Source organism: Fervidicoccaceae archaeon, assembly GCA_038734945.1.
In the GTDB taxonomy this organism is placed as follows: Archaea; Thermoproteota; Thermoprotei_A; order Sulfolobales; family Fervidicoccaceae; genus ARK-14.
On record JAVYOA010000003.1, the window covers coordinates 1 to 26,469 of the forward strand.

Sequence of the window (26,469 nt, forward strand, 5' to 3'; positions counted from 1 at the left end):
GACCATCATGCCAAGTGGCATTGGTTCTCAGCTTAAATACGTAGCAGCCACATGTGGTGTTTACATAATAGCTCTCTGCCAGTCCCGGAACCAAGTTCAGGTTATTGTCGAACCTAAGCAGCGTGTCGAAAATCTGAGCAGCTACAAAGGCACCATTCCATGAGCTCGATGCTGTTATTTGTGTAGGCTCTGAAACCATTGCAATGGTCAGTGTTCCTCCAACCTGAATTTCGCCTGCCTCTGTATATAGGAACGATGCTATAAGAGATATAATTGCAAGAGCTATTGCCAGAGTTATATAGATCTTCTTCAATGGGAACCACCTAAGTTGGGAAGTTTCATTGGTGGGAAAATTCGCTGTAGACTGTAGATTAAAAAGTTGATGTTCTACTCATGACAAATTTAAAAAAAGCTGCGGAAAAAACATTCGGTTAACTGGAATGCTGTTTGAGATCCTATGCTTCAAGCTTCTACTAAGAAAGGGGAAACTCTCAATCCGAAAAAGCCCTTTTATTTTGCTTCATTTAGATACTCTCCCAAAGTCTCTATACCTTTCTCTATCTTTTCTTCAGGCTGGGTCACAAACGTTATCCTCAGATGCCCTCTTCCACTACTTCCAAAAATTGAGCCTGGCAGCATTATCACTTGCCTTTCCTCAGCAAGCCTGTAGGCGAATTCCACGTCATCCTTTATATTATACTTCTCCATGTAGGCTGATATATCTGGAAAGAGATACATTCCCGCTGGAGGCTTCCAAACCTTTGCTTCAGGAAGATACTTCCTAACAGCCTCGTAGGCTTTGTCTCTTCTGTTTTTGTAGAGAGGAATAACTCTTCTCAGGTATTCCTCCTTTATGTTTGTGGTAAGAGCAAAATATGCCATCCATTGAGCGGAAGTAGAAGATGAGATCGAGGTAAGTCCCTTCAGCTTTGCAAGCTCCTTGATAACTTCCTTTGGAGCATATGTGTATCCAAGCCTCAGACCTGGTATAGCTATGTCCTTGGAGAAAGAATTGATGCCAACCAGCCTCTCCATAGTTCTGCTGTATCTTTGGATCCAAACGTGCTCTCCTTCGTACACTATGTGCTTATATGCTTCATCATACAGCAGCCACACATCATTATCTATAGCTAGATCAGCAATCAGCTTCATTGTGCTCTCTCTCAATATTCTCGAAGTAGGATTATCTGGACTCGTCACAAGCACAAAAGATGTAGTTCTTGTAATCTTTTCCTTAAGACATTCCTCATCAGGCTGAAACTCATTGTCTATGGTCTGAGAGCAAGTTTTCAATTTCAAACCGTACATCTTTGCTAGGTCCCAGTAGACACTGTATGAGGGATCAAGAAAGAGAACCTCATCTCCAGGATCAGCAAGGGCAAAGAACGTGAGATTCAGTCCCTCTATTCCTCCTTCGGTTATAACTATATTGCTTGGCTCAACATCAAATTTCCCATATTTCTTCAGATCATTGGATACAGCCACTCTCAGCTCTTCGAGTCCTGCAGGTGGGAGATATTTATAGTGATTGAAGCTGTCTTTCAGCGCATGCTCGAATGTCATTCTTATCAAATTCTCATCGGGAGGAAAACCAGGCTGACCAGCAGAAAAATTATAGACCTTCTTGCCACTCCTTATTAGTTCATCAAGCTTAGAAACGAGAATGCGATGAGGAGATGGAGAAATCTGCTTGCTTCTGGATGAAATCTTTCTCAAAGTATCACCATAATTAAAAATGATGCTATTTTTGTAATAAACTTTTTGAATTTTGAGAAAATATGCATAAAATTTTACTTTTAATAGTTTTTCATTTTATAAAAAGTCAATGAAATTCCTCATAATAGATGTTTTCTGAAAAGCTGAGAAATCACGCTTCACATGTAGGACATCCTCCTGCATAATCCTCTTCAGCAGCCAACATCTCCTTCTTTCCAATTCTGAGCCTTTTCGCCGTTTGTTTAACCTCTCTGAACTCCTCCAATTTTTTCTTTATTGCTTCATCGCTCTGCATGCTGCCTTTTTTGGTTACCCCTTTGTTGAGAACCTGTATGCTTTTGCTCTTGTCTCTGTAAACAGTGACTCCCTTTATTCCAAGCTTCCATGCTAGCTTGAAGATTTTGCTCACCGTCTCGCTTGGCTCGCTCTCCCTCAGGTTTATTGTCTTGCTCGTCCCAGCATCAACCCATGCCTGCCAAGCTGCTTGATGTAGCAAATGCCATATGGGATCGATATCGTGAGCTGTTTTGAAAACTTCTTTAAGAGCGGGATCAATACCATCTATTTCCTGAATGGATCCCGTTTCTGCAATTTTCTCTATGAGCTCTCTCGATCCTTTCCCTCTTCTGTCGAGTTCCTTCATGAACACTTTATCAATCTCCATGAAAGTTCCTACAGATACAATTCTCATAAATGCAAGAGCGAACAGAGGCTCAATGCTGCTACTTGTTCCTCCTATTATGCTAATTGTCCCAGTAGGAGCAATACTGGTAACTGTAGCATTTCTAAGTCCATTCTCCTCGTACAGCCTATCGATCAATGACCAGTCCGGCTTAGGAAGATCCATAGACACCTTTTTCTGAACTTTTATGTTTGCTTTCTCGAGCAGATCCTCAATTTTTATGGCATCTCTCCATATAGGTCTGTATTTCCTTGGATCGAATGAGGGGAATGGGCCTTTCTCCTTTGCCAAATATATGCTCTCCAAATATGCGTTGTAGGCTATCCACTCCGAAATCTTGTATCCAAGATAAACAGCATCAACTGAATCGTAGGGAATTCCCAGCATTCCCAACATGTGGGCCCATCCCATTACACCAAGTCCTATCTTTCTTGTTTTCCTATTGGCCTCTGTTATTTGAGGAAGTGGATGCTTGTTTGCATCTATCACATTATCAAGGAATCTCACAGCGATCCTTACATCTTCCCCAAGCCTATTCCAATCAATAGTTAGGCCGCTTTCTCCCTCTACTACGTACTTTGTTAGATTTATGCTGCCCAGATTGCAGTTCTCCCAATCAAGAAGTGGTTCCTCTCCGCACGGATTTGTTGAATTTATCTTTCCTAGGTACCATGTGGGATGCCTCCTATTTATTGTGTCGATGAAAAGCATGCCAGGATCTCCGCTATCCCACGCACCGTTCACAATTTCCTCGAATAGCTCTCTGGCTCTAACCCATCCAACTATGGCATTTTCATTCTCGGCTATCGCGAGAGCTTCCTCCCATGTTATTATAGAGGAGCTTGTGAGAGCAATGGACCAGTCATTTTCCTCAAGCTCCTCGTAAATCTCTTCCTGAACCCATTCCTCGCTTATGCTATATCTCATCAGCCTTGTAGCGTAGAACCTGCTGTCCAGCTCTTCAGTATTCCTCAGCCAAGTCCTTCTTGGATTAATGAGAGGCCACATCCCATCCTTCTCTACTGCTTCCATGAACTTGTCATAGATTCCAACGCTTATGTTGAAGTTCTGGAGCACCACGTCCTTCAGTTCTCCCGTTTTCGCCTTTATGAACTTTCTAATATCTGGATGGAATACATGGAGAACCCCCATATTTGCTCCTCTTCTCTTTCCTCCTTGCTTTATCACCTCTGTAGTTGTATCAAAAAGTCTCATGAAGCTGAGAGGACCACTCGCTATACCTTGTGTTGACTTGACTATATCTCCCTCCGGTCTGAGCTCTGAGAAGTCAAATCCAGTTCCTCCTCCCTGTTGCTGTATGAGAGCCTGGGCTCTCAAGGAATCCATTATGCCGTCTCCCTTTTCAGTTGTAAGGGAATCTCTGACTGGAATAACATAGCATGCACTGAGGACACCGTTTCTGGTGCCAGCATTCATGAGAGTTGGTGAGTTTGGCATGAATCGAAGTTCAGAAATTATTTCATAAAACTTTTTTGTATAATAATTCTTTTTTTCTTGGTCATTTTCAACTGATGCTATGAAGCTTGCTACACGATAGAACATCATGGAAGGTGTTTCAGCATATCTGAGAGTTTCGTGATTCTTTACCAAATACCTAGCTTCAAGGACCTTGAGGGCATTGAAGGAGAGCCTGAGGTCCTCTTCCTTGAAGGAGCTCCATTTGCCCTTTCCAAATACATGATTGTAAATCCTGCCCAGAACATAGCGCTTAGCTGCTTCTTCCCAAGCTGGATTTTCAATCATCAGAGATATCATGTTTTTTTCCACAAGATCAGAGATCTGCCATGTCGGTACTTCGTTTCCTCTTAGTCCTACATCTCTTAGAATCTGCTCTAATATCTGCTCTTTCTCTTCTTCAATTATTTGAGATATCCCGTTTGTGGCCTTTCTAATTGATGCTCTGATCTTCTCCACATTAAGTTCCTCCTTCCTTCCATCCCGCTTCACTACTGTTATCTTCACATCGACAGGACTATCGCCATTTTTTGGCTCAATAATTTCCTGTTTCATAAGATAACACCGCACAGCTTTCATTCTATTTTCGGAGAAGCGCCCCCGATAAAATCTAGATCATCGTTTATGTTATAGAAATTTATCCTTTTTGTATTTTTGCAAGTTTTGGAAGTTATCAGATCAGTAATATTTCTGAGAGAATGGTTGGGCACCATTTTTCGAAAAACCTTAAAATATCAAATTTATGATGCTTTTAGGATTCAGGAGCTGCTTTCGTGCTGATTGGTTTGAAATTATATCGAATTTAACAAATATTAGGCATGTATTATGAATTAAAATCAAGAGAATTTTCAAAAAAAAAGAGAAGAAAGTGCTTAGTTTAAACAACGTAGCACAAAATAAGTTATTCATGAGAAGTGAGAGAAAATTGATGTGCACCAGATGCAAGGGAAAGCCAGCAATAGTGAAGAAGCCATTTACGAGTGAGCTACTCTGCAGGGAATGTTTTTTGAGTGACCTTGTTAAGAGAGTGAAGAGAAACCTCTCTAGAAGCAAGCAGCTGAACTATGGAGAGAAGGTTGCCTACCTACTACCTTCCCGTTTCCTGATCTCTGGAGCACTCGGCTTAAAAATAGTTAGCAGTATAGAAAAGAAATACTCCTCGGAGGTACATGTCTTTTTGGATAGCAGGAAGAGTGCAGAGGTTATTGAGAGGGAGGTTAAAATTGATGGGGGGAGCATGTATATTCTCAATATACCACAAAAGCTGAAGAAGTTGATTGATAATGATAGTCTTCTTGCTTGGTGGAGAAGATACAGGGCAATAGCCAGCCATGCTTTATCGAAGAGAGGATTCAGATCCATCCTTTTTCCCATATGTGCAGAAGCTTCTCTAAAAATGGAGATATCTTCTATATTGGCTGCTGAACTGGATGGTGTGGGGGAAAGCAAGCTATTCTTTCAGAGGCCGGATGGTTTCAGCTTTGTTAACATTTTTCATGGCATCTCTTGCCGCGAAGCTTATTTCCTTTCTTATCTAACTTTTCCCTCTCTCTTCAGCATTGAAGGTACTGTAGGAAAAGTATGGATAGAGAGCTTGAATGATAAATATGCCGAGAGGCTCCTTCTCAGTGCAATAAAGTTCAGAAGCGGGGAAATACTGCATTCCGTTGATAAATCTATGGAATGGCTTTTGGGGTCATCTATCACAGCGAGATGCAGATTCTGCGGAGGTCTGTCAATAGGAAAAGATACCTGCAATGCCTGTACTTACTTCGAAAATCCGGAGATCGCGAGCCTACTTTCTGATATCGACCTTGAGGAGTACTGAGGCGAATGAAAGTGCCTGGTTCTATGTCTCTATGTACCTCTCCCCTCATCTTTTTCTCCTTTTCTAATAAGCTCCATCCTTCTTATTTCGCTATATCTGTTTATGAGATATGAAAGGAGGACCTTGAGCCTACCGTAATACCTAGGACTCTTGTACCTTCTCAGTTTAGTTTTCAGCTCGTTCAGATCGGGTTCTTTTCCCCCAAACCAGGACTTCACTAGCGATCTGTATACATACATCATGAGGCGCTCATATTCATCTTCTAGAGCGAAGGATGAATCATCCATTTTCTCCTCTATAATTTCGAGGACATCGTCGCCAATGTAGGAGTCAAGAACATTAATTATTTCGGTGGCTTTTCTTCTCATCTAAAGCACCTTCGGAGAAGGGGCCATTTAGTTTTTGTGGTGTACTAGGAATTTTAATTTTTTCCCTCTCCCTTATATACATGCTTTTTCTACAAAGAATTTCGCTCGTGCTGAAAGGATTTCTGAAATCCCATCTAAATAGATATTTAAATTTGTCAATCCATCCTCTTTGTGTGGTCAAATTGAAAATAAGGGCATTAACACTGCATATAAGCGTACCACAGGGGATCAAGGAAAGTGAGCTTGAAAAGCTCCTTTCAGATAAGACGAATCTGCTTCTCAATTCAGCTGAAAAATTGGAGGCTGAAACAGGAATTGAGGTCTGGTCAGCGAGAATTTCCCTTCATTCAATGCAAGACAATCTAATAGATGAGGCAATAGCTACTTTGAAAAAATATCCGAATGTTAGAGCCATGATTTACGAGAGGAAAGTTTCTGAGATGGACATAGATCTCTTGAAGAAAGTTACCAAGGAAGGTATGTATGCTGCTATAAAAGTAGAGCATCATGGAGAGCTGGAGAAGCTTGCTAGGGCCATTGAGAGAGTTTCCGAAGAAAATCCTGAGCACGCTACAAGATTTGCTGCAGAATTGAGCGGCGAAAGCCTTGAGACTGCTTATTTTCCTCTTTCTCTTCATGGTGGTGGAAAAGAGGATAAGTTCACTCTGGCGCTTCTCTATCCAAATGATGCCATGCTTATTCCCGAGGAGATAGCCAAGTCTCTTGAAATTGTGCTAGAGAAGTTCTACGAGAAGATTTCTTTGTTTCTGAAGGAAGGTCTCCTGGGGACAAAAATTTCAGGCATTGACTACTCCCTCAGCCCTTGGATGGAGGAAAGCGTAGCAAAGCTTATTCAGGAGAAGGGGAAATGCAGATTGGAAAGGGCTGGATGTCTTGGTGAAGTATGGGAAGTGAACAGGGTCCTTCAAGGAATTGCGAGAAAAAGGATGGGGATTGGGTTCAATGAAGTTATGCTGCCATTATCCGAAGACGATGAGCTTAAAAGCTTAGTTAGCCAGGGAAAGCTGGGTATTAGAGACTTCCTGCTTTACTCATCAGTTTGCGTGGCTGGATTGGATATGATTCCTCTCAGTACAAGCTCCAGAGAATTGCGGGAGATACTTCAGGCAGCTTATGCGATTGCAAGAACAAAACAGAGACCATACGGTGTAAGGCTCATATTGGTGAAAAATGCTGATGGGAAAGTTCGCTTAGGGGGGTTCGGAGATGTGCCAGTGCTAGTGAAGTATTAGGCGCTTACCCTCTTCTCGGCACACTCAAATAGCTGCCTTACGATATCGGCTGCAACATTCTCAACGACCTTTCCTAGAGCAGCAAGCATGCCTCCCAGTTTCGCATCAGCTGTGTAATCGAGCTTTGTTTTACCCTGATCTTGATCTGCAAGGATAACGCTCGCTTTTGCTTCAAAAGAGTTTCCTATGCTTCCACCCTTGAGAAATACCTCATATTCTTCCTGAGGCTTCTGCTCTTTTATGTATCCTTCTATGTTGAAAGTCCCGGAGATAGCCCCAACCTTGAACTTCACTTTTGCCTTGAAGTTTGTTCCTTTTATGTCATAGCTTTGAATGCCAGGAACACATTCAACAACCTTCGCGGGATCGTTGAAGAACTCAGCTACTTTTGCCCTACTTGCGTTTATCAGAAGTGTGTTTTTTATTTGCATTTTTTTCACCGATCAAGAGATATTTTTCGAGGAATTAATTTTTTTCGCATGTTAGCGACAAAAATGAAAAATAGTTTTGAACCATTCGAGAACATACAAAATAAAATAATTACGATATATTTATATGAATTGAAGCTAAAGGTTTATGCAACATATTTAGGAGGATGGAAAATATGAAAAAGTTTGGGGATTTGATTTATTCACCTGAGCAAGCAGCCGGAGAGGCGATAAGCAAAGTAGAGACGCATACTCCGAAAATCGAGGCTCCAGAAAAGGTTAAGGCCAACGAGCCATTTGAAATTAAATTGTTCGTGGGTCCACATCCTAACCAAGTAGCCCACTCAATACGCTACATAAAGGTATACTTCGAGGAGGAGGGCAGAGCTTTCAATCCGGTTCACATTGCAACAACTTATCTTGAGCCTGAATACGCTGAACCAAAAATAACTCTCACTGTGAAGCTTAAGAAAAGCGGAGTGATTTATGCCATAGAGTACTGCAACCTGCATGGCCTCTGGGAAGCGAAGAAGGAAATAAAGGTGGAGTGAATTTTTCATCTCTGTTTTTTTCCGCGAACCCTTGAACTGTTTTTATTTCTTTTCACTGAAAAATAGAAGTATGAAGCCGGAAAAATAGCAGAATATATTGAATAATTCGAGAAGAGCCACAGACGGCCACGAGATTGCTATAGAACCTCCTATGCTTGCTGCAAATATAGCTATTAAGGCTAATCCATGTAGTTTCTTTCCTGATCGCATTAGCGAAATCCCAAAAATGAATAGGGAAAACGTCATGATGATGAAGAACTCGAGTGAGACGAACATATGCGGTTTTGTTCCCTCGGGAAAAAGTCCTATAGCCGCAAGAGAAAAGGTCCCAACCAGATATATTCCTGCTCCAATGCAACCAATTCTATTGGGCAAGAGCTTTAGGATATATACTGAATAAATGGAGGCAAAAATCGATGATGCAATTAACGTATAGTTGAATATGAACGAATTTTCTATCCCTATTCTACCTAAATCGCTAAGAGCATTTTCCCATACATTGAACCAAGGATTTAGAGAAATGGAAATTCCTATTCCAGTGAAGGCTATTATGAAGGACAAAATTCCAAAGTACTTAAGTAAACCTGTTGACAGTTTCATTTTTGAAGCACGCTTGAATCTAGAGCCTCTTCAGAAGTGATTCAATCTCATCTATTGTCAGCTTCCTGTATTCCTTCCGCTCCGCTTCTATCACGCCAATATCGAAGTTAATTGCCTTGAGCTCCTGGTCGCTGGATTCCTTCAGGACTCTTATTGAAAGAAGTATAGCATCCTCGAGGCTCATGTCCTGCTTGTAGCTCTTTTCCAGTTTCTCCTCAATTGTAGATTCGCCCCTTCCTATGGATGTAGCGTAGTACCCGAAGTATTGTCCAGCAGGATCAGTCTTGAATAACTGGGGACCTGAGGAGTCAACACCTCCTATGAGCAATGAAACACCGAACGGCCTAACTCCTCCGTGCTGTGTGTATGCTTGCTTTAGGTCGCTTATCTGCTTGGTAAGATACTCTATTGGAATTGGCTCTCCATATGTCAGTCTGTGCCCCACCGCTAGTTGCCTCGCATACTCTATAAGTATTCTTCCATCTCCTCCAAAGCCAGCGAATGATACACCTATATGAGAATCTATAGTGCTTACCTTCTCAATACTTGCAACATCTACTAGTGACTTGGTAATAGCCTTCTCTGCAGCTAGTACTACGCCCTGTTTTACTCTTATTCCTACTGTGCTCCATCCCTGTTTTACAGCTTCAAACGCATACTGAACTTGATAGAGCCTTCCATCTGGTGAAAACACGGTTAATGCTCTGTCATATCCCATCATAGCAGGGGAGAATGCCATGGATCTTCCACCTTCTATTTTTCCCTTTTCTTTTTAAGTTGAAAGCTATTAATAGTTTCGCTCGTGCTTTTTTCAATATAGGCGAAAAATTTCATGTACTGCCTGGAATTCCATTTGCTATTAATACAGAAAAAATGTTATTCCTTTGCTCTTTTATGAGCAAGCAGTCTTTCTATTCCTTAAATATTAGGAATCCACTTTTATCCAATTTATCTCTTTGAGAATTCGAGAAAACTAATTGAGAATCAGGTCAGGTCGTCGCGAGGCATTCATCGGCGGACGTTCTCCGCCTAATTCCCATTTTGGGACGGCCTCATCATTCCCTTATCATGATTTATTTAGCAAAAGAATATAAGTGTTGACCGCATCAACCGTTCTATTTATTTTCTCTTCTGAATGTCCCCATTATTGGAGCTTCCTGTTCCGAAGAAGTCCAGGCTGAGTTTCTTTCGCTTCTTCATCTGAGCTTCCTCTGCTGTTCCCGTGGTAACTATTTCGTAGAGCTTTGCAATTTTTCCAGGACTTGGCCTGAGAAGCCTACCGAGCCTCTGAACGAATTGCCTCCTGCTTCCAGTCCCAGCCACAATAATCCCAACGTTCACATCAGGAATGTCTAAGCCCTCATCACCAACGGTTGTGAGGACAAGCACACCCTTTTCTGATGCCTTGAACTCCTCCAGGATTTTTCTTCTTTGTTTGGGATCAGTCTCGCCAGTGAGAACACCTGCCCCAAGGAGCTTTCCTAGCTCCTCAGCCTGATCAACGTATTGCGTGAAGACTAGAATCTTAGATCCTGCTTCCAGCTCCTTCTTAACTAAGTTCATAACAGTCTTTTCCTTTTCCTTTGCCTTTTGATAGATTTGTAGCATCTCATTATGAATTTTCAGAGCTCTAGCCATCAGAGGATTGCCCTTCTGAGCCCTCGCCAGAACTTCCTTGAATGGAATTCCCTTTGTTATATTCTTATATGACTCCTTGAGCCTCTCATATCTTGCTCTTTCCTCATCAGTCAATCTCACTTTGATAATGAAGGTCTCGTATGGAGCTAAATACCCTTTGTCTACCATTTCCTGGGGGGTTTTGTAATAAACGATCCCTCCCATAAGTGGGAAGAGATCGACGTGCCTACCATCCTCTCTTATGACTGTTGCACTCAAACCCATTCTCACAGGGGAATACATTCCCAGAGCTATTTCTCTGAACTTATCTGCCGGAAGATGGTGAACTTCATCTACTATGAGAAAGCTGTAGCGGAAGGATAGTTGATCTATATATCTGAAGGCTGTCTGATATGTGGATACCGTTATGGGAGCTAGCCTTTTTTCTTCGCTATAGAATGGAGCTATCATGCTGCTGGGTATATTCGTATACTTCATAATCATTTCGATCCATTGATTCAACTGCTCTTTAGTATAAGTTATTATGAGGGTCCTCTCTCTGGCTTTCGCTATAGCCGCTATCCCTATGATAGTCTTGCCTGAACCTGTCGGCAATGCAACGATTCCCCTTTTTCCATTTTCCAACCACTTTGAAATTGCTTCAATTTGATAGTCTCTCAGCTCAGCTCTAAGCTCTACTTCAAAATTGAGTGGGATGCTTTTCATTATACTCGTTCTATCGTCTATCTTTACTCCCTTGGAATTCAGCGTCTCCAGCAGCTCGAAATATTTTCCAGGAGGAATGATGTATGCCTTAAGATCCCTATCATATGTGATGAACCCTGAGAGGTTACCCAGAATCCCCTTGAGAAAGAAGTTCGATCTCAGTAGAATACGATTCCCACTTAGAAGAAGGTATGCGCTCATTACCTGCTGTTCTTTCGATTCAGCATCCGTTGCGTTTGAGAGTATCTTCCCACTCTTCTCGAGCTCTTCTAGTCTGTTCTTCACATAGTCCTCGCTTAACCCATTTTTCCTTGCTTTCTCCATATTTACAAAGAAAATTTTCGAGCCATCTGAACTTGTTCCTCCATAATCACTGAACTTGAGAAGTTCTCTGAATACCTCTTCGCTCAGCCAACCTTTTATGAGGATCCTTCGCCGAGCATCAGTCAGCCCAGCCATAATAGCAAAGCACCTCCGGATCTTCAATAGCACTGAGGATCTTAATGGCATCTTCAACAGAGAGGTTTGGGGAAGTGCACTCTACAAGCACTATATCCTTCTGTCTGAGGATCCTGCTCTCTCTGCATGCTCCCAGCGCCTCTGTAAGCAATGTCCAATCCTCATCTGCTCTGAATATGTGAAGTTCCTTCCATTCCTCGGGGATGGAGTCCAGCAATGATGGATCGTACCTTGTAACTACCTTCACTCCTCTTCCAGTTTTCCTATCTATTATTAAGATGATTTCATTCCCTTCTATCTCGCAGTCAGTAATTGATTCGAGGACTTCATCTAACCATGGCTTTCCTTCCTGAGTTTCTCTAAGTATATAGTAGAGGCCCTCATTGCGTGGGTTACTCTTCATCTTTTTATCATCTGCATTTAGGATCCTCTTCATCGGAACCTAATACAATATTTTCAATAGGGCCCTTAATAATTGAATGCTTCTACAGACAAGGAAAAATAATAAGGTCTATCAGAAAAATTCATTTTCGATAGATGAGGAGGACTAGTCTTGGGGACAAACTATGCTGAAATGATGAGAAAGGAAGCTGAGATGAAGATAAAGGCCCTCAGAAAAACTGCGGAAATCCCCATAAAGATTGTTGTTCTAAGTGGAAAGGGGGGTGTTGGAAAGAGCGTTACAACAGCAAATCTAGCTCTTGCTTTTTCAAGGATTGGATATAGAGGAAAAGTATCCATATTGGATGGTGATATACACGGTCCAAGCATCCCGATATATCTTGGCATGGATTCTCTCCAGTTAGGTGTCGATGGTGAGACAATTATTCCAGCTGAGGGACCTATGGGAGTTAAAGTTGTAAGTGCTAGCTATTTCCTATCAAAGCCGGATCTCCCAATTATATGGAGAGGCCCCCTCAAGATGAAGTTCATAAGGGATATGCTAGCCTCGGTTGCATGGGGTAATACGGAAATACTGCTCATAGATACTCCACCTGGAACTGGAGATGAAATTCAGAGCGTGACTGAATATGTCAGCAAAATGAGCGGGGCTGTAGTTGTAACGTCTCCCTCAGATGCCTCAATCAATGTTGTGAGGAGGGCAGTTACTTTTCTCAGGATAAAGAAGATACCACTTCTTGGGATAGTGGAGAATTTTAGCTATATAAAGTGTCCAAGTGGAGAGGAAAGAAGAATAATGGGAGAGGGAGGGAAAAAAGTGGAAGAGCTGCTTGGAGGAAAAATAATAGCAGAAGTTCCCTATGACCCTCTTCTAGCATCCCCATTAACGGATATAGGGAATCCATATGAGCTGGAAGACCTTGGTGGAAACAGAGCCGCAGAAGCGTTTCTCCTAGCAGCAGAAAGCATATTGAATCAAGTGAGAGGTGGTCAGAAATAACGAAGTGGCAACTCAAATGCAACGAATGCGGTACAGAGTGGTATCTCGAAGTTAGCTTCAATTTGGAAGAAATGGGAAAGATATTTCACTACTGCAAGACATGCAGAAAGAATACATTTCATTCAGTCATTAGCAGAATAGAGTGAACCAATTAATCCAGCCAGTCACCAGTCTCTATTTTTCTTGGAAGATATTCCTCAGCAAGAAACTTTAGCCCTTTGCTTGCCATTGCCTCGATCTCGAGCTTGCTATGAGTAAGGAAGAACAGCCCTATTTCCTTGATCCATTTGGGATCTTGGAACCACTGATAGCCTGGTGATCTCTTTACACTTTTCTTTCCACTTCTTGATGTTTTCAGCTGCTCACCAGCGAATGCTCGGTATACCTTGTCTCCAACTAGCTCCACTGCTCTCTCTAGATCCTGCTCTTTAGCTCTAATTATGAAGTTCTTCCTCTCCTCTGCTGTCATAAATGGCTCCTTATTCAGCTTTCCCTTATATCCGAGCTCCTTCAAGGCTTTCAAAAACCTTTCCTTTTTCTCCTTCCTCATCTTCTCTGGGTTTCCCATTTTAGACTCCTCTGGGGTTAGATAGATTTCGGCAAGTGGCACATCATCTCCGAAGACATCGCTCATTGTTACCCCAAGAAATCTGGCCTTTGGTGTAGCCAGTCTCTCACTTTCATAGCTTAGAGTTATTGAGCCTATTTTGAAGACGCTATATATGTAGAATCCATAAGGATCAGAGTCAGCCAGAATGTATACAGGAAGCTTCAGTTCCTCGTTTAGTCTCCTCACAAACCTTCTGGTTGCTCTGTCAGGCTGCCCCGCGCTAGTAACTAGAATTACCTTGTTCTTTTTCCAGAAACCATATCTGTGAAGCTGCTGAAACACTGCATCCTTCTCCACTACCAGAACATATTCCGCATTTAAATCAACAAAATCAATTAGATCAGGTGTCGATTCTATGGCATATGCACCGTGCCCCATCTTGCTAAGATCGATTGTATCGTTACCGCTCCTGAGTCTCATGTCTCCTACAACTTTTCCCTTTTCCTTGCTCAGAATAAGCATCTCTTCTCTGAGCTTGTTAGTAAGCACCTCTACGTCTCTCAGAACTGCATCGCTTTCTTTTTGCTCTTCCCAAGTATTCTTGAACTTATCTCTAGGGGAAACGTATGGAAGGGTGTGTTTCCCCCTATAATAGAGATCTCTTATTGTGGGGTACTCGTTGTTCTTGAGAGATTCGTAGATTATCTTGGCCATCAGAACGGTCTGCATGAAAGTTCTGGCCTCTGACTCATCAAAAAGTCTTCTGACTAGCTTCTGGTTCCCGAGAAGCAAGAGTTTTCTTCTCGCATCATAAATTGTATTTGAGAGGGTTCTCTTCTTTATTACAAGTGAGGGTTCCTCGCCTCTCTTGATTTGCTCAACGAGCTTTGCGAATATTTCCCTTATGACCTTCATTGATTCCTGTCTAGCCCTTAAGTCCGCCTTGTCTTGAAAGGCTTCATTGGTCATGCCACATCACCTCCATCTCTATTCTTCCTCATTCTCTCCACCATCTTCAGAGGGATCTGATACTTCAGCAGCAGATTCCTTCTCGGCTGAAAGCTGAACTATGTGAGGTTCTGAATCGGTCTGCTCTATCTGAATCCTGATCTTCTTCTTTGCCATCTCTATGAGAGTGCTCTCGATTTCCTTTGCTAGAGATGAATAGTTCTTCTCTTCATTGGAAGCGAGGTAGGCGAGGTTCTGAGCGATTTCCGGAATATACTTCATGAAAATTCTTAACTTCTCCTGCGCTTCCTGTCTCTTCCTCTTCTTCGTTAAATAGACCCTGAGCCTCCTCGCTACTTCCTGTACTGCTGCCTCAATTTCCTTTCGTAGCTCTTCAACCGGTGCTATGCTCTCTTTTCCCACTCCTTTGTATGGCACCTTAGTTGAAGCTATGTGGACCAGAACTGCCACAACGTCATTTTGCTCTAGCTTGTATGTTGTTCTCCAGCTGAATTCGTCTGAGTTAACAATGCTCCATATGACATCGGCCTTTTCGTCGAATAGAAGTGGGATCTTATTGGAATACCTGAGAAGAGCTATATAGGGTCCCTGCTGTCCCTTCAGAGAATCTTTAGCTATCTCATCGAGATTCTCAACTAGCTTTCCTCCATAGGCAATTCCCGCCTCCACTATGAAAGGATGACCGCCATAGGACTTTGGCTTTCTTGTGACTGCATCGACGAACTCTGCCTGCAGCACTTCCTTCAATCCTATCTTTATGAGATCCTCTCCTATTGGTGAGAGAGATTCCGCTGATGGAGCGATGAACTTCGTTTCTCTGATGGCTTTATATAGGTTCTCCAGCTCAGCATCTGTCAGAGAAGAAGCTCTCTTGTTTGGAGGTATTCCGGCCTTTTCCAAGATTTCCTCTGCTTTCTTTTCTCCAACTCGCTGAAAGCTCTTCATAAGGAACTCCTTCATTGTTGCTGATGGTCTCTCTGAGATCATCATTTTCAGCATCTCCAAGTCAACTCCTATCGGATGGGGCTTGGTTTCTTTTGGTGGAGATGGGAGCTTGGTTGTAACCCTTCTGTAGACATTTATCTCGAATTCCTTCTCATTTCCTTCTAGTTTTGGAGATATGAAGACTATGTCTGCGTAGGGAGCTATAATTGCAGTCCTCTTCAGGTAAACGGAAATATAGTCCCTCGTTCTCTTGCTCCATTCTCCCTCCAGAGTTAGACGAACAATTGTACCATGCCAATCGGAAGACTTGGGCCATTCACCTTCTTCTAGCACTAGTGGCTCATTCTTATCCATTCTTATCATTATCTTATAGTAATAGATCTTTTTGGAGTGGGCTGTACTGCTGTAAATTTCAAACGGTTTTCCCGTGTTCTGCTGCCCATACAATATTGCCATTTTTGCACCTAATCCATACATCCCTCTTGTCTGCCTGAGCTTATACTTCGATGAGAACAGAACTCTACCAAAGGCATCTGGTATAACTGTGCTTGGTATTCCTATACCGTTATCCTCTACGGTGATTGTATAATAGCTGGGGTTGTTTGGATCCTCCCTTGAGATCCTCAAAACAATTCTTGGGAGAATTCCGTGAACTTCTGTTGCATCCAAGCTGTTCTCAAAGAACTCTCTGACTGCTTGGTACATTGCTCTCGAAGCACTGGTAAATCCTGCTATTTCCTTGTTCCTGTAAAAGAATTCAGCAGGGCTCATTTGTCTGAATGATTCAGCCGACATCTCGCCCATCGCCATCGCTTCCAGCAATTAGAACTACATTCTCAATTAATTCTCTCAAAGGTTATTATGAGACATTGAGGTTATAACCTCTAGTACAGCACTGAGACGATTATCGGCAATGTTATTGTAGCATCGCCATAAACAACTATGTGCTTTGCCTCCTTCTTCAGCTTTCCCCACGATATTGCCTCTCTTGTTTGTGCTCCGCTCAAGCTGCCATCATACTCAAAAGCAGTAGTGAGGTAAACAGCATAGTCTAGACCTCCCTTGAACTGATTCCACCAAATGACGTGGTGTTTGCTTATTCCTCCCCCGATAGATAAGGCAAGGCTTTTTTCATTAACAGATTCAAATACTAGATCCTCGATCAGTTTTTGATCGAGGGAGAAATCAAGCTCCACGTTGTTCAGCCTACCATATATTAGTGCGTTGGTTCCAAAGCTACCGTCATAAAATCCGGGAACAATTATCGGAACTTTTCTCTCATATGCAGCTCTAAGTATCGAATTGGGATCATCTATCCTCTTGCCAGCAGAATAAAGAAGCTCATTTGGAGATATTTTTTTCCCCTTGAACTCCTCCATAATTGTTTTTACGAATGATTCGATCACTGGTCCATAGCTCTCCATGGGAATGAGAATGTTTCCTAGTCTATGAATTTCTAGGTCACGAAGCATTAAATCATCTAGTTCAAACCTTCCCCTGAAGTAACCAGGTCCAAGGGATTTAGCTATATCATGATCTAGTGTTCCAGTCGTAGTTACTATTATATTGAAATGCCCGTCTCTGATCAGCTTCGCTATTAAACCTCTGAGACCAGTTGATACGATGTTTCCCGTAAAGGAAAGGAATCTCAATTTGCTCTCTCTTACCCCTTCTTTTAGTATCTCTGCTGCCTCTGATAGATGCCCAGCTGTGAAGCCATGAACCATTGAATAGTATCTTAGGAGCTCCTTGCAGCTCCTTAGAACTTCGATGCTGGGGGGATCATCGATGATCTTTTCCCTGATCACGTCTTGTCTTCTCATTCTCTTCATCCCTTCGTGACTCCAATTGGCTTAAGTCTTGCGACCAACTTCGCTATTCCAACTCTATCAGCCACTAGCGCAACCCTATCTACATCCTTGTAAGCAGAGGGTGCTTCCTCTACTAACACTCCCTTTGAGGCCGCTCTAACATATATTCCCTGCCTATTGAGCTCTCTAATGAGCTGGTCTGCTGTGTAGTTTTTAAGAGCCTTGGATCTGCTCATCCACCTGCCTGCTCCATGGGGAGCTGTGTACCACGTTCTTTCTCCTTTAGCAGATCCCACAAGAACATAGCTGGCTGTACCCATTGAACCTGGGATTAACACTACCTGCCCCACGCTTCTATGATCGCTTGGAATCTCTGGATGTCCGGGAGGAAATGCCCTCGTAGCTCCTTTTCTGTGAACTACAAGCCCTCTTCGCTTTCCATTCAAAGTATATTCCTCGTATTTTGCTATATTATGGGCTACATCGTAAACTATTTCCAATCCCAGCTTCTCATCATCTGTAGATAGGACTTTCTTGAAGGATTCCCTGACCCAATGTGTTATTAGCTGTCTGTTTGTCCATGCGTAGTTTGCTGCTGCTGCCATCGCCTTAAAATAGCTTTGTCCCTCTTCCGAGTTAAAAGGTATGCTTGCCAGCTCTCTGTCGGGAGGATTTATGCCGTATTTTCTCATTGCTCTCTCCATTATCTGGAGGTAGTCACTAGCTACTTGGTGTCCAAGGCCTCTGCTCCCTGTATGTATCATGACTGTGACCTGACCCACGTTGGTAATTCCTATCTGCTTTGCTATCTGCTCATCGTATATTTTATCAACAACCTGGATTTCAAGGAAATGGTTTCCACTACCTAAGCTCCCTAGTTCTGGAGCTCCTCTGCTTTTAGCCCTTTGAGAGACCTTCTCGGAATCTGCCACTTTCCAGCTACCTCTCTCCTCAATATGTTCAGGATCTTCATTTCTTCCGTATCCCTTCTCTATTGCCCACTCCACGCCTCTATCAAGAACCTCATCAAGCTGCGCAGTTGAGACTTTGATTTTCCCCTCACTTCCAAGGCCGCTGGGGACATTTACTGAGAGCTCATCCACTAGGTCCTTTATTTTTCCTTCAATATCCTTTAGTTCGAGCTCGGTCCTCAACAGTCTTACTCCGCAGTTTATATCGTAGCCAACGCCTCCAGGGCTTATGACTCCCCCTTCCTCGACGCTCATTCCAGCCACTCCTCCTATTGGGAATCCATATCCCTGGTGACCGTCTGGCATCACATAGCTTGCCCCCACAATTCCATTCAGACATGCCACATTTGCTGCCTGTTCGAGTGTCATATCCTCTCTCATCTTTGATAGGAGGAAGTCATCTGCAAATACTACTGCGGGAACCTTCATGCACGGCTTTTCTCCCTTCTCGATTATCCATTCATAGTCGTTCAATTTCCTGACGTTTACAGGCACGTTTCACCACCCTGCTCTTCTGAAGCTCCTGAGATTTTTGTGAAAATTCAATTTGCGAAAACTGAGCAATAGCAATTCTATTATAAGAAAATACCATTATAAGCTTGTCCGATGCATTCCGAAGCAAACAGTTATTTTTTTCCTCTTCCACATAGGAATTGGGCAATGATTTGAATGGCGCAATATATGCCTCTCTGAATTCATGATGAGGGGCCAAAGCTATGAGCCCGGTCAAGCAAAATTGCTTTTCCATTTTCCATGTATATGACCCTTGAATTTTGAAATCTCGATATAATCCCCTCGTCGTGAGATGTCATCACTATGCCTGTCTCTCTCAGCTCCTCTCTGAGTATTCTTTCAAGAATAGCTCTCCTCTCTTTATCCAGATGGGAAAAAGGTTCATCTAGGAAAAGAAGGGATGGTTCTATTGAGATTGCTCTTACTATGGAAACAAGCTGCATTTGACCAGAAGAAAGCTTCCTAGCATCTTTCTCGAGTATATCCTCAATTTTGAGCTCCTCCATCAGCTTAATTGTTCTCTCATATACTTCCTTTCCATTCTTTCCTCTTATGCTTAGCCCAAGCAGGAGGTTTTCAAGAACTGTTCCCCTTACAATAATAGGCTTCTCATGAACAAATGTTATCTCTCTTCTGATTTCGATTTTCTTATTCTCAGGGAGAGACCAGAAGTTGGAATTGTTTACAAGGACATCTCCCCTAGAGGGTTTGTATATGAGTGCTGCTATTTTCATCAGGGTTGTCTTTCCTGCTCCATTTGGACCGAAAATTATTGTGGTCTCTCCACTTCGAAACGAAATAGTAATACCATCCAGAACCAAGTGGGCCTTGTTTCTATATTTATATTCAACGTCTTTCAAGACAACCTCAATCGGTTTCGCTTGCACTGCCAATCACCTTTAGTGCTAATCCTATTCCGATCATCAGTGCGAGTAAAGCGAGCCCGAGTTGAAGGCTATCAGCAAATTCCCCCTTTGATACGCCCAGAGCTATAGCAGTCGTCATGACCCTAGTGTATCCAGCTATATTTCCTCCAAGCATAAGAGCAATCCCCAGTTCTCCAATTGCTCTCGAAAATGCCATTACTGCTGTGGCCAGGAGTCCATTTATGGATTCCCTTAGAATAAGCATGGCTGTCTGTATCTGCGTTGCACCAAGAGTGATAGCAAGCTCCAGTATGCTATGAACTTTCTCCCTGAGAAGCCTGTAGCCCATAGAAACTATTATTGGAATAATTAGAATTGCTTCTCCGATTATCATTGCCATAGGAGTATATAAGAGATGAAGGCTGCCTAGCGGTCCTGAAGAGCTTAGCAGAAAGTAAAGCAGTAGCCCAAGAACAACTGTAGGGAAGCCGACAAGGGATTCCACTATGGCAGATCCCCATTCGGGAAGGCCTTTGAGTGAGAGCCTATATGCTAGTAAAATTCCAATTGGAAGCGCTATAATTGTGGCAACTCCAGAAATATAAATGGATCTCAATATTGTCATGACTGTTTCGTACTCCATATTCAACCATCTCCTGCTAGCATGTTCCAGACATTGTTCAGAAATTCCTCTTTTCCATATGCTGGAAAAAAGAGAGGCGAGCCGTAGTCAGATACTCCAAAATTGCCAATGAGCTCTTGACTTCCATCAACAAAATCAACAAACTCCTTTGCAGCTTCAGCTTCACTCCCCCTGCATCCAGAAACTAGATAGGAGCTATAGACGTTTATGAGCTCAGTCGAGTTATAAAACAGAATAGTTAAATTGGGAATGCTTCCGCTCTTCTCGAATACAAGATAGGTTCCTATGTCGCTGAGAGTGTAGGCTTTGAGCTCGTTTGCCATTATCAAAGCCTGATCCATTCCTCCTCCTATTACTTTATACCATTTCTTTCCCATAGGGTTCAATCCAGTTTCATTCCAAATCTGGAGCTCTTTCACATTTGTACCTGAGTTATCTCCCCTGCTTATAAAAACAGCTTCATCTCTCTCTCCAGCTAAGAATATCCTAGTGAAAGCTTCCGAAGCATTATGAGCTGTGCTCACGTTAGCAGGATCGTTCTTAGGACCAACAATCACAAAGAAGTTATAGGCAAATATGTGATGGTAATAAATCGAGGAAGTGGATAAGTATTTTTTTTCTAGGCTCGGTGCATGGACGAGAACAGCGCAGGATTCTCCTCTCCTGGCTAGCTCAAGAGCAGCTCCGCTTCCAACTGGTATGAACTCTACGGAAATCCAGGGATGGGAGGACTCAAAAGCTGAGCCAAGATAGTCCAAAAGCCCCGTAGCATAAAGCGAAGTCGTAGTTGAAACTAGGAGTCTCGTCTGCTGCGGGAAAAGAATGTGATATGTGAAAATGGAGAGAATCGCTATAGTAGCAAAAGCTGCCAGAAAAACATAAACAATTCTGAAGCTAAGCTTGTACAACTTTATTCACCATTCATTTCTCCTGCCTTCCAGCGTACAGTTTATTTGACTCGTAGTTATTTAAAAAAATATTATGTATAACAATAGACATTTGCATTCTATCCCTTTTCGGTCTTCAATGTAGGAAAAATGCTATGGGGGGGTAAGAGCTGATATTTGAATTTGTTGATCCAAAGAAAAGAGTGCTGAGATTGAGAGTTGAGAACTCGGATGATCTCTGGGTGCTTTACACCCTGCTCAGAGAAGGAGATCAAGTTACAATGAGGACTCTAAGAGAGATCAAGCAGGGTGAAGGAGGAAGAAGTAGAAGAGTCCCAATGATATTAACAATAGTTATGAAGCACATGGAATTTCAACCATTCACTAACAAACTCAGAATAAGGGGATCTGTTATAGAGGGGCCTGATGTCTTTGGTCTCCTGGGATCGCATCACACGCTCTCAGTGGATGTCGGTGATGAGCTCATTGTCTTCAGGGAGGATGGATGGAGCGGAAGAGATTTACAGAGATTGGAGAAACTGTCAATGAAGTTAGGCTCCATTCTAATAGTGGCAATTGATTATGATGAAGTTGGAATCAGCATTTATAGGAGACAGGGGGTGAAAGGAGTTCTCAACAGAGATCTGAAACTCAGCGGGAAGGGAAGCGAAAGCAGGGATGTTGAGCTCAGAGATGCATTGAGAGAAATTGCTAGAGACATTGAACTGATTCTGAAGAAAGAAAGTGACATTGTTGGAATTATAGTAGCAGGACCTGGGTTCTTGAAGGAACAACTGGCATCTGAGCTATCCGAACTGGTGAGAAATATGCCTATTGCTGTCGAGAGTGCGAGCATGGGGGGAGAAGCGGGAGTGAGGGAAGCAATAGCCAGAGGTAAGCCAGCTGAGCTGTTGAGAAGCCAGGAAATGCAGGAGATAGATCGCATTTTGGATAGAGCACTGGAGCTATTGGGAGAGAAGCCTGGTTACATTGCTATTGGATTGGAGGAATGTGAAAGAGCTTCATTGATGGGAGCTGTGGATCTTTCCTTGGTTCTCGATGAGCTCCTTTCCGTTCAGAGAAAAGAAATGAGGGAAAAGGTCGAGGCCATACTAGAAAGGATTTACTCGTATGGAGGGAAAATACATGTAGTCCCAAGCAGTTCTCCCGCAGGTGAAAGAGTTTTTTCTCTTGGTGGGATCATATGCTTGCTAAGATTCCCAGTTAAGGAAGAGAGGGGGAATAATTAAAACATTATCCTCTCTCTATTGAGAACAAACCTATCATCTGTTGGATGCGATTCTATAATCTCCGCTGCTCTTCCCACATTTATCTTTCTTATTGTCTCTAGATCATCCGGGTGAAAGCAGAGCCCCCATCTGCATTCAAACAAAATACCTTTCTCTACATATGAAGCTGTCCTGTGCGCATCATAATCTAGAAGAACTCCAAATATCACTGTTCCTTCACTCGTACTCTTCTCATATATCTTCAGATCGCTTCGAATGGTCCTTAGAAATCTGTTCCTAGTTTGAATTCTATCCTTAAATGATGCGGGGCAAAAGTGTATTGGTATTTTCAATCCCAGCTTCATAGCTTCTCTCATAGCATTTAGAGCAGTTTCAGCACTTCCCACAATAGACTTCCCATCCTTTGACACGATGAATCCAGCTAGTTGGAGAGAATCAACATTGCTTTCGCTCACGTCAAGCTCATTTATGTTTAAGAAGTCAGCTCCAATGCTATCAAGAAAAACAGCTAAGTCCACAATTTCCTTCTCTCTTCCTGGAATTGCTGGAATCTCGGCTCCTACTGACATCGATGTTTCCCTTTTTGCTTCATTAATCCTCTTAAGAGTAGCTATTTCTGTTGGATGAAATCTTATCTCATCCAACCCTGCTCTATCCAATCTCTTTAGAATGTCCCTCCTGATCAAGATCCCATTTGTGTACAAATGAAGATGAAAGGATGAGCCAAAGGAGGATTTTAGTGCCTCTATGATGGAAATTGTTCTTTCTAATCTTTCCAGCGGGTCTCCTCCGGTTAGACTCGCCGAATCAGCTCCGCTCCTTTCAATCTCAGATATCATGTCATCGATGCTCTTCACCTCTTTCTCGTTCACATAGAAAACATCTTTTCTAATTCTGTTTAACCCAACTGGACAGTAATAGCACCTTTCCCTGCACAGACCTGTAACAAAGATAACTGCCTTGCTTCCCTGAAAGCATAGAGAGCAGCCCCTCGAAACTCGATCTCCATATATTGCCGAATAATTTGCGATCTTCAAGCTATAGCTCAAGAAGCTATCTCCCTCTCAAAGCTCTTCTGACAGCAGGGTCCCTTTCCGCTATTTCCTTCAACTTCTGTTCAAAGCTCTCACCTGTGCTCACAAGCTCGCTTAAGTAAACTCCTGTTCTTCCTATTTTATCCCTTCTACTGAGAACTCTCATTCTTTCCAAGACTGTTTCGAGGCTTATGCCAAGCAGTGATGCCACTTCCCCCTCCCTTCCTAAAATGCTGGACACCAGATAACCGTGCTCAATCGGCTTGATCAATTCCAATCTCTTATTGACGCCCAGGACTCTTTTCCCTTCTTGAAGCTCCTCAAGAGAAATTGAACCTCCAAACTTATAGAACTCAACCTCCCTGCTTTGAAGCCTCGCAAGCGGAAAGCTGACAACTATTAAACCCTCTGGATCTAATGTTATGTATCCCTTTGGAGTGCTCATGGGCGTGGCTTGAACAATTTTTCGCTCGAACTGCTTGAGCCCAAATCTATCTAGAGCTATTTCTATTATATATGATGGAGTCATATTGAGGACAGCTATATCAACATCGCTCTTTTCGTGAACATCTCCTCTTGCAACACTTCCGTGGAGAAGGGGATCAGCTCCCGCTTTCTTGAGAGCTTCCATAATTTTTGAGGCAATTTTTCTCTTCTCCGTGAGAAGCTCTATATCCTTCTGTTCATATAGTATGATCCGCTCATCCAGATTTCTGGATATCTTCTCTCTGACCATCCTGTTCCCCAATTTCTACAAAGAGAGGGGGGAGGAGGCTGGTCCAAAGCCCCGCATCCTTGGCCGCTAGACTACCCGGCTGCTGTCATAAAAGTTAGTTAGGCAAGCTTTTAAGTTTTAGCCCACTCTGAAATGCGGATAACCATCAATATTCACAATGAGATTCTAGGAAATGACTTCATGAACTGAGCAAGGGCTCTATTCTTCGCTCTCTTCCTCTAGCTCCAGTTCCTTTTCCTCTTTAGCTAGCTCCTCCAAGGATGGCTTTCTAGTTGTTTCCTCCAAGAGATCCTCCAGGATTTTTGCATCATCTTCTCTTATGTATGGAGCGACTGCTGCAACCCCCCTATCATGATAATTCTCCTCGCTTACTTTCAGACTCTCATAGACTATGAGATACACAGGAAGGGTTGCTATTATCGTGTCCTTGCCGGTTCTCTTAAGTCCAAAATCTCTATATCTCGCAATAACTTCTTTATCTGAGCCTACCTTCAGTTCTATTTCTATGGAATCTCTTAGGATCATGAAGTCGCTAAAAGTTGGTAACCACTCATTCATGAGAAGATCCTTAGCAACGCTCTTAACGACATCCTCCAGTTGACCTTCTAATACTTCCTTCTTTTTGATCTTACCTGAATGTGCCTGAATTACAATGCAACTCTGCCTTTGAGATGACATTACCCGGACACCAAACTAGCTGCTCTATTTAAGAATAAGGAGAGGTTAAAAAAGGTTCTCAATTTTTAGGATGAAGGTGTGCTTCCTCTCATCTCGAGAAAAGCTTCTTTCAGGAGGTGCATTCCATTTACTATTTCCTTCTCTGTTGGATAGCTAAAGTTAAGCCTCATAGTATTGGTGCCACTTCCATCATGGAAGAATGCTTCTCCTGGAACGAAGACTACTCCTTTCTTCATTGATATCTTAAGAAGATCTCTAGTGTTTATCTTATTATTGAACGACATCATCAAAAAAAGCCCTCCTCTTGGCTTGGTCCACGTTCCGTAATTGCTGAAATTTTCCTCCAGAGAGGATAGCATCATGTCCCTCTTTCTTCTGTACACGGGAAGGGACTCGGTTAAAAATTCTTTGTAGATCTTTCTCTTGATCCATTCTATAGCTATGAATTGGGAGAGGGTAGAAGTATGCAGATCTGCCACCTGCTTCACGAGCTCGAGTGCCTCAATCAGAGGACGCTCAGCCATTATCCACCCAATTCTCAGACCTGGGGAGAGTATCTTGCTCAGAGTGCTCATGTAAATTACCCTTCCCTCCTGATCCAAGCTCTTTATTGGCTTCATTGGCTCTCCCTCAAATGTGATTAGATTGTAGGGATCATCCTCGTATATGAGGAAATCATACTTTACAGCAAGCTCATATAGATGCTTCCTTCTATCCTCAGGAATTGTTGTTCCAGCTGGATTGTGATTGGAAGGTATTGTGTAGAGTAATTTGACCTTCTTTCCCTGGGAATATATCTCCCGCAACAAAGATTCCAGCTCATATGTGTTGAGACCATTTGAATCTTGATTAACTCCGTATATAATGGGCTTTCTTGGTCTGAAGGAATTCAGTGCTGCTAAGTATGTGGGTTTTTCTACTATTATTATGTCCCCTGGATTAATGAGAGCTCTCGCTGTTAAGTCAAGACCCTGCTGGCTTCCGGTAAGAATTATTAGATCATCATATTCTTTTCCTTCTAACTTATACTCCAGTTTCATTAAGTCCTTCAGAGCATCGATTAGCTGAGAGATTCCTTTTGTTGGAGCGTACTGCATCGCCTTCTGAAAGTTAATTATAAGAGTTTCTTCAAGCAGTTCGATTGCCTTCTTGAAAGGGAAAAGGCTGAAGTCTGGAAGTCCGCCTCCGAAGCTTATCACTTTCTTCTGTTCAGTGACTTTGAGAAGCTCTCTGACATCGCTTTGCCTGTACAACTTCAATTCATCGCTAAAGAAATTCGAGATTAGCATAATTTCCCCTCTATAAAAATTAATAGTTTTATATCTATTTAAATGCATCTGTATTTTTTGAATTATATAATAAAAAATTAGAATTAGTCAAATAAGTCTCAAGATCTATGCGTTTTTTAAATAAACAATTTCATTTGTCTTATGTAATAAGTTCAATATTGGATCATCCTCATCTGCTCTGTTGAGAGAATTTGAGAGCAAAAAATATTAAAGTTCAACCC

25 protein-coding genes are annotated in these 26,469 nt (G+C 42.4%); 5 read left to right on the forward strand and 20 right to left on the reverse strand.

The features are described from left to right. From QXR92_03625 to QXR92_03635, 3 genes are all read right to left on the reverse strand, one after another. Nucleotides 1–313, reverse strand: a 313-nt coding sequence (locus tag QXR92_03625) for a hypothetical protein (protein ID MEM0319093.1), incomplete at its 3' end; no start/stop codon positions are given. Between the two features lie 197 nt (nucleotides 314–510). Beyond that, nucleotides 511–1,716 (reverse strand): pyridoxal phosphate-dependent aminotransferase, encoded by a 1,206-nt coding sequence (locus tag QXR92_03630; GenBank protein ID MEM0319094.1) that lies wholly within the window; start codon nucleotides 1,714–1,716, stop codon nucleotides 511–513. 151 nt (nucleotides 1,717–1,867) lie between these two features. Further along, nucleotides 1,868–4,429 carry an adenosylcobalamin-dependent ribonucleoside-diphosphate reductase gene (locus tag QXR92_03635; protein ID MEM0319095.1) on the reverse strand — a complete coding sequence of 854 codons (2,562 nt, stop codon included), beginning with the start codon at nucleotides 4,427–4,429 and terminating at the stop codon, nucleotides 1,868–1,870. Nucleotides 4,430–4,802: 373 nt separating this feature from the next. On the opposite strand from QXR92_03635, the gene QXR92_03640 reads away from it, so the two are divergent. After that, nucleotides 4,803–5,702 (forward strand): hypothetical protein, encoded by a 900-nt coding sequence (locus tag QXR92_03640; GenBank protein ID MEM0319096.1) that lies wholly within the window; start codon nucleotides 4,803–4,805, stop codon nucleotides 5,700–5,702. Nucleotides 5,703–5,731: 29 nt separating this feature from the next. Here QXR92_03640 and QXR92_03645 read toward each other — a convergent pair whose 3' ends face one another. Further along, complete coding sequence (locus QXR92_03645; GenBank protein MEM0319097.1) at nucleotides 5,732–6,070, reverse strand: hypothetical protein; 339 nt, start codon at nucleotides 6,068–6,070, stop codon at nucleotides 5,732–5,734. Nucleotides 6,071–6,252: 182 nt separating this feature from the next. On the opposite strand from QXR92_03645, the gene QXR92_03650 reads away from it, so the two are divergent. Next, a complete protein-coding gene (locus QXR92_03650) occupies nucleotides 6,253–7,323 on the forward strand; it encodes a DUF711 family protein (protein ID MEM0319098.1) in 1,071 nt (356 codons plus the stop codon). Here the strand turns inward: QXR92_03650 and QXR92_03655 are convergent. Continuing rightward, nucleotides 7,320–7,754, reverse strand: coding sequence for a carbon monoxide dehydrogenase subunit G (locus QXR92_03655; protein ID MEM0319099.1), 435 nt, complete (start codon nucleotides 7,752–7,754; stop codon nucleotides 7,320–7,322). The two genes, QXR92_03650 and QXR92_03655, sit on opposite strands and share 4 nt — an antisense overlap. Before the next feature lie 173 nt (nucleotides 7,755–7,927). On the opposite strand from QXR92_03655, the gene QXR92_03660 reads away from it, so the two are divergent. After that, the gene (locus QXR92_03660) at nucleotides 7,928–8,302 is read left to right on the forward strand and encodes a class II SORL domain-containing protein (GenBank protein ID MEM0319100.1); all 375 of its coding nucleotides are present in this window, start codon (nucleotides 7,928–7,930) and stop codon (nucleotides 8,300–8,302) included. A gap of 42 nt (nucleotides 8,303–8,344) precedes the next feature. Here QXR92_03660 and QXR92_03665 read toward each other — a convergent pair whose 3' ends face one another. From QXR92_03665 to QXR92_03680, 4 genes are all read right to left on the reverse strand, one after another. After that, nucleotides 8,345–8,902 carry a DUF998 domain-containing protein gene (locus tag QXR92_03665; protein ID MEM0319101.1) on the reverse strand — a complete coding sequence of 186 codons (558 nt, stop codon included), beginning with the start codon at nucleotides 8,900–8,902 and terminating at the stop codon, nucleotides 8,345–8,347. A 19-nt stretch (nucleotides 8,903–8,921) separates the two neighbouring features. Then, nucleotides 8,922–9,641: an archaeal proteasome endopeptidase complex subunit alpha gene (gene psmA / locus QXR92_03670; GenBank protein ID MEM0319102.1), complete on the reverse strand. Its 720-nt coding sequence runs from the start codon at nucleotides 9,639–9,641 to the stop codon at nucleotides 8,922–8,924. A 380-nt stretch (nucleotides 9,642–10,021) separates the two neighbouring features. Continuing rightward, nucleotides 10,022–11,704 (reverse strand): DEAD/DEAH box helicase, encoded by a 1,683-nt coding sequence (locus QXR92_03675; GenBank protein MEM0319103.1) that lies wholly within the window; start codon nucleotides 11,702–11,704, stop codon nucleotides 10,022–10,024. Next, nucleotides 11,688–12,107 carry a hypothetical protein gene (locus QXR92_03680; GenBank protein MEM0319104.1) on the reverse strand — a complete coding sequence of 140 codons (420 nt, stop codon included), beginning with the start codon at nucleotides 12,105–12,107 and terminating at the stop codon, nucleotides 11,688–11,690. Before QXR92_03680 ends, QXR92_03675 begins: the two co-directional genes overlap by 17 nt. Before the next feature lie 150 nt (nucleotides 12,108–12,257). Between QXR92_03680 and QXR92_03685 the strand changes: the two genes are divergently transcribed. Then, on the forward strand, nucleotides 12,258–13,106 hold the full coding sequence (locus QXR92_03685) for a P-loop NTPase (GenBank protein ID MEM0319105.1): 849 nt from the start codon (nucleotides 12,258–12,260) through the stop codon (nucleotides 13,104–13,106). A 151-nt stretch (nucleotides 13,107–13,257) separates the two neighbouring features. Here QXR92_03685 and QXR92_03690 read toward each other — a convergent pair whose 3' ends face one another. The 7 genes from QXR92_03690 to QXR92_03720 all read right to left on the reverse strand — a co-directional run bounded on the left by QXR92_03690 (nucleotide 13,258) and on the right by QXR92_03720 (nucleotide 21,282). Continuing rightward, nucleotides 13,258–14,625, reverse strand: coding sequence for a DNA topoisomerase IV subunit A (locus tag QXR92_03690; GenBank protein ID MEM0319106.1), 1,368 nt, complete (start codon nucleotides 14,623–14,625; stop codon nucleotides 13,258–13,260). Nucleotides 14,626–14,643: 18 nt separating this feature from the next. Beyond that, nucleotides 14,644–16,365: a DNA topoisomerase VI subunit B gene (locus QXR92_03695; protein ID MEM0319107.1), complete on the reverse strand. Its 1,722-nt coding sequence runs from the start codon at nucleotides 16,363–16,365 to the stop codon at nucleotides 14,644–14,646. An 89-nt stretch (nucleotides 16,366–16,454) separates the two neighbouring features. Further along, nucleotides 16,455–17,402 carry a deoxyhypusine synthase gene (locus tag QXR92_03700; GenBank protein MEM0319108.1) on the reverse strand — a complete coding sequence of 316 codons (948 nt, stop codon included), beginning with the start codon at nucleotides 17,400–17,402 and terminating at the stop codon, nucleotides 16,455–16,457. Next, nucleotides 17,399–18,847, reverse strand: a complete 1,449-nt coding sequence (locus tag QXR92_03705; protein ID MEM0319109.1) for an RtcB family protein — start codon at nucleotides 18,845–18,847, stop codon at nucleotides 17,399–17,401. The genes QXR92_03700 and QXR92_03705 overlap by 4 nt, the downstream gene beginning before the upstream one ends. Nucleotides 18,848–19,047: 200 nt before the next feature. Continuing rightward, a complete protein-coding gene (locus QXR92_03710) occupies nucleotides 19,048–19,752 on the reverse strand; it encodes an ATP-binding cassette domain-containing protein (GenBank protein MEM0319110.1) in 705 nt (234 codons plus the stop codon). Then, nucleotides 19,733–20,374: an ABC transporter permease gene (locus QXR92_03715; GenBank protein MEM0319111.1), complete on the reverse strand. Its 642-nt coding sequence runs from the start codon at nucleotides 20,372–20,374 to the stop codon at nucleotides 19,733–19,735. The genes QXR92_03710 and QXR92_03715 overlap by 20 nt, the downstream gene beginning before the upstream one ends. A gap of 2 nt (nucleotides 20,375–20,376) precedes the next feature. Then, nucleotides 20,377–21,282, reverse strand: coding sequence for a substrate-binding domain-containing protein (locus QXR92_03720; protein MEM0319112.1), 906 nt, complete (start codon nucleotides 21,280–21,282; stop codon nucleotides 20,377–20,379). 182 nt (nucleotides 21,283–21,464) lie between these two features. Between QXR92_03720 and QXR92_03725 the strand changes: the two genes are divergently transcribed. Further along, nucleotides 21,465–22,511, forward strand: coding sequence for a hypothetical protein (locus QXR92_03725; GenBank protein ID MEM0319113.1), 1,047 nt, complete (start codon nucleotides 21,465–21,467; stop codon nucleotides 22,509–22,511). Here QXR92_03725 and QXR92_03730 read toward each other — a convergent pair. The 4 genes from QXR92_03730 to QXR92_03745 form a co-directional block, all read right to left on the reverse strand. Then, the gene (locus tag QXR92_03730; protein ID MEM0319114.1) at nucleotides 22,508–23,560 is read right to left on the reverse strand and encodes a radical SAM protein; all 1,053 of its coding nucleotides are present in this window, start codon (nucleotides 23,558–23,560) and stop codon (nucleotides 22,508–22,510) included. The genes QXR92_03725 and QXR92_03730 overlap by 4 nt on opposite strands. 4 nt (nucleotides 23,561–23,564) lie before the next feature. Then, on the reverse strand, nucleotides 23,565–24,281 hold the full coding sequence (locus QXR92_03735) for a nucleotidyltransferase domain-containing protein (protein MEM0319115.1): 717 nt from the start codon (nucleotides 24,279–24,281) through the stop codon (nucleotides 23,565–23,567). Between the two features lie 198 nt (nucleotides 24,282–24,479). Then, nucleotides 24,480–24,959 (reverse strand): DUF2286 domain-containing protein, encoded by a 480-nt coding sequence (locus QXR92_03740; GenBank protein MEM0319116.1) that lies wholly within the window; start codon nucleotides 24,957–24,959, stop codon nucleotides 24,480–24,482. A gap of 65 nt (nucleotides 24,960–25,024) precedes the next feature. Next, on the reverse strand, nucleotides 25,025–26,248 hold the full coding sequence (locus tag QXR92_03745) for a PLP-dependent aminotransferase family protein (protein ID MEM0319117.1): 1,224 nt from the start codon (nucleotides 26,246–26,248) through the stop codon (nucleotides 25,025–25,027). Nucleotides 26,249–26,469: the final 221 nt, after the last annotated feature.

What these genes read in the sequence shown, in the direction of transcription:
- QXR92_03745 (MEM0319117.1), bottom strand. Translation starts at nt 26,248, where the DNA reads ATGCTAATCTCGAATTTCTTTAGCGATGAATTGAAGTTGTACAGGCAA.
- psmA (MEM0319102.1), bottom strand. Translation starts at nt 9,641, where the DNA reads ATGGCATTCTCCCCTGCTATGATGGGATATGACAGAGCATTAACCGTG.
- QXR92_03695 (MEM0319107.1), bottom strand. Translation starts at nt 16,365, where the DNA reads ATGTCGGCTGAATCATTCAGACAAATGAGCCCTGCTGAATTCTTTTAC.
- QXR92_03700 (MEM0319108.1), bottom strand. Translation starts at nt 17,402, where the DNA reads ATGAAGAGAATGAGAAGACAAGACGTGATCAGGGAAAAGATCATCGAT.
- QXR92_03640 (MEM0319096.1), top strand. Translation starts at nt 4,803, where the DNA reads ATGTGCACCAGATGCAAGGGAAAGCCAGCAATAGTGAAGAAGCCATTT.
- QXR92_03665 (MEM0319101.1), bottom strand. Translation starts at nt 8,902, where the DNA reads ATGAAACTGTCAACAGGTTTACTTAAGTACTTTGGAATTTTGTCCTTC.
- QXR92_03660 (MEM0319100.1), top strand. Translation starts at nt 7,928, where the DNA reads ATGAAAAAGTTTGGGGATTTGATTTATTCACCTGAGCAAGCAGCCGGA.
- QXR92_03715 (MEM0319111.1), bottom strand. Translation starts at nt 20,374, where the DNA reads ATGGAGTACGAAACAGTCATGACAATATTGAGATCCATTTATATTTCT.
- QXR92_03675 (MEM0319103.1), bottom strand. Translation starts at nt 11,704, where the DNA reads ATGGCTGGGCTGACTGATGCTCGGCGAAGGATCCTCATAAAAGGTTGG.
- QXR92_03690 (MEM0319106.1), bottom strand. Translation starts at nt 14,625, where the DNA reads ATGACCAATGAAGCCTTTCAAGACAAGGCGGACTTAAGGGCTAGACAG.
- QXR92_03735 (MEM0319115.1), bottom strand. Translation starts at nt 24,281, where the DNA reads ATGGTCAGAGAGAAGATATCCAGAAATCTGGATGAGCGGATCATACTA.
- QXR92_03740 (MEM0319116.1), bottom strand. Translation starts at nt 24,959, where the DNA reads ATGTCATCTCAAAGGCAGAGTTGCATTGTAATTCAGGCACATTCAGGT.
- QXR92_03655 (MEM0319099.1), bottom strand. Translation starts at nt 7,754, where the DNA reads ATGCAAATAAAAAACACACTTCTGATAAACGCAAGTAGGGCAAAAGTA.
- QXR92_03680 (MEM0319104.1), bottom strand. Translation starts at nt 12,107, where the DNA reads ATGAAGAGTAACCCACGCAATGAGGGCCTCTACTATATACTTAGAGAA.
- QXR92_03635 (MEM0319095.1), bottom strand. Translation starts at nt 4,429, where the DNA reads ATGAAACAGGAAATTATTGAGCCAAAAAATGGCGATAGTCCTGTCGAT.
- QXR92_03645 (MEM0319097.1), bottom strand. Translation starts at nt 6,070, where the DNA reads ATGAGAAGAAAAGCCACCGAAATAATTAATGTTCTTGACTCCTACATT.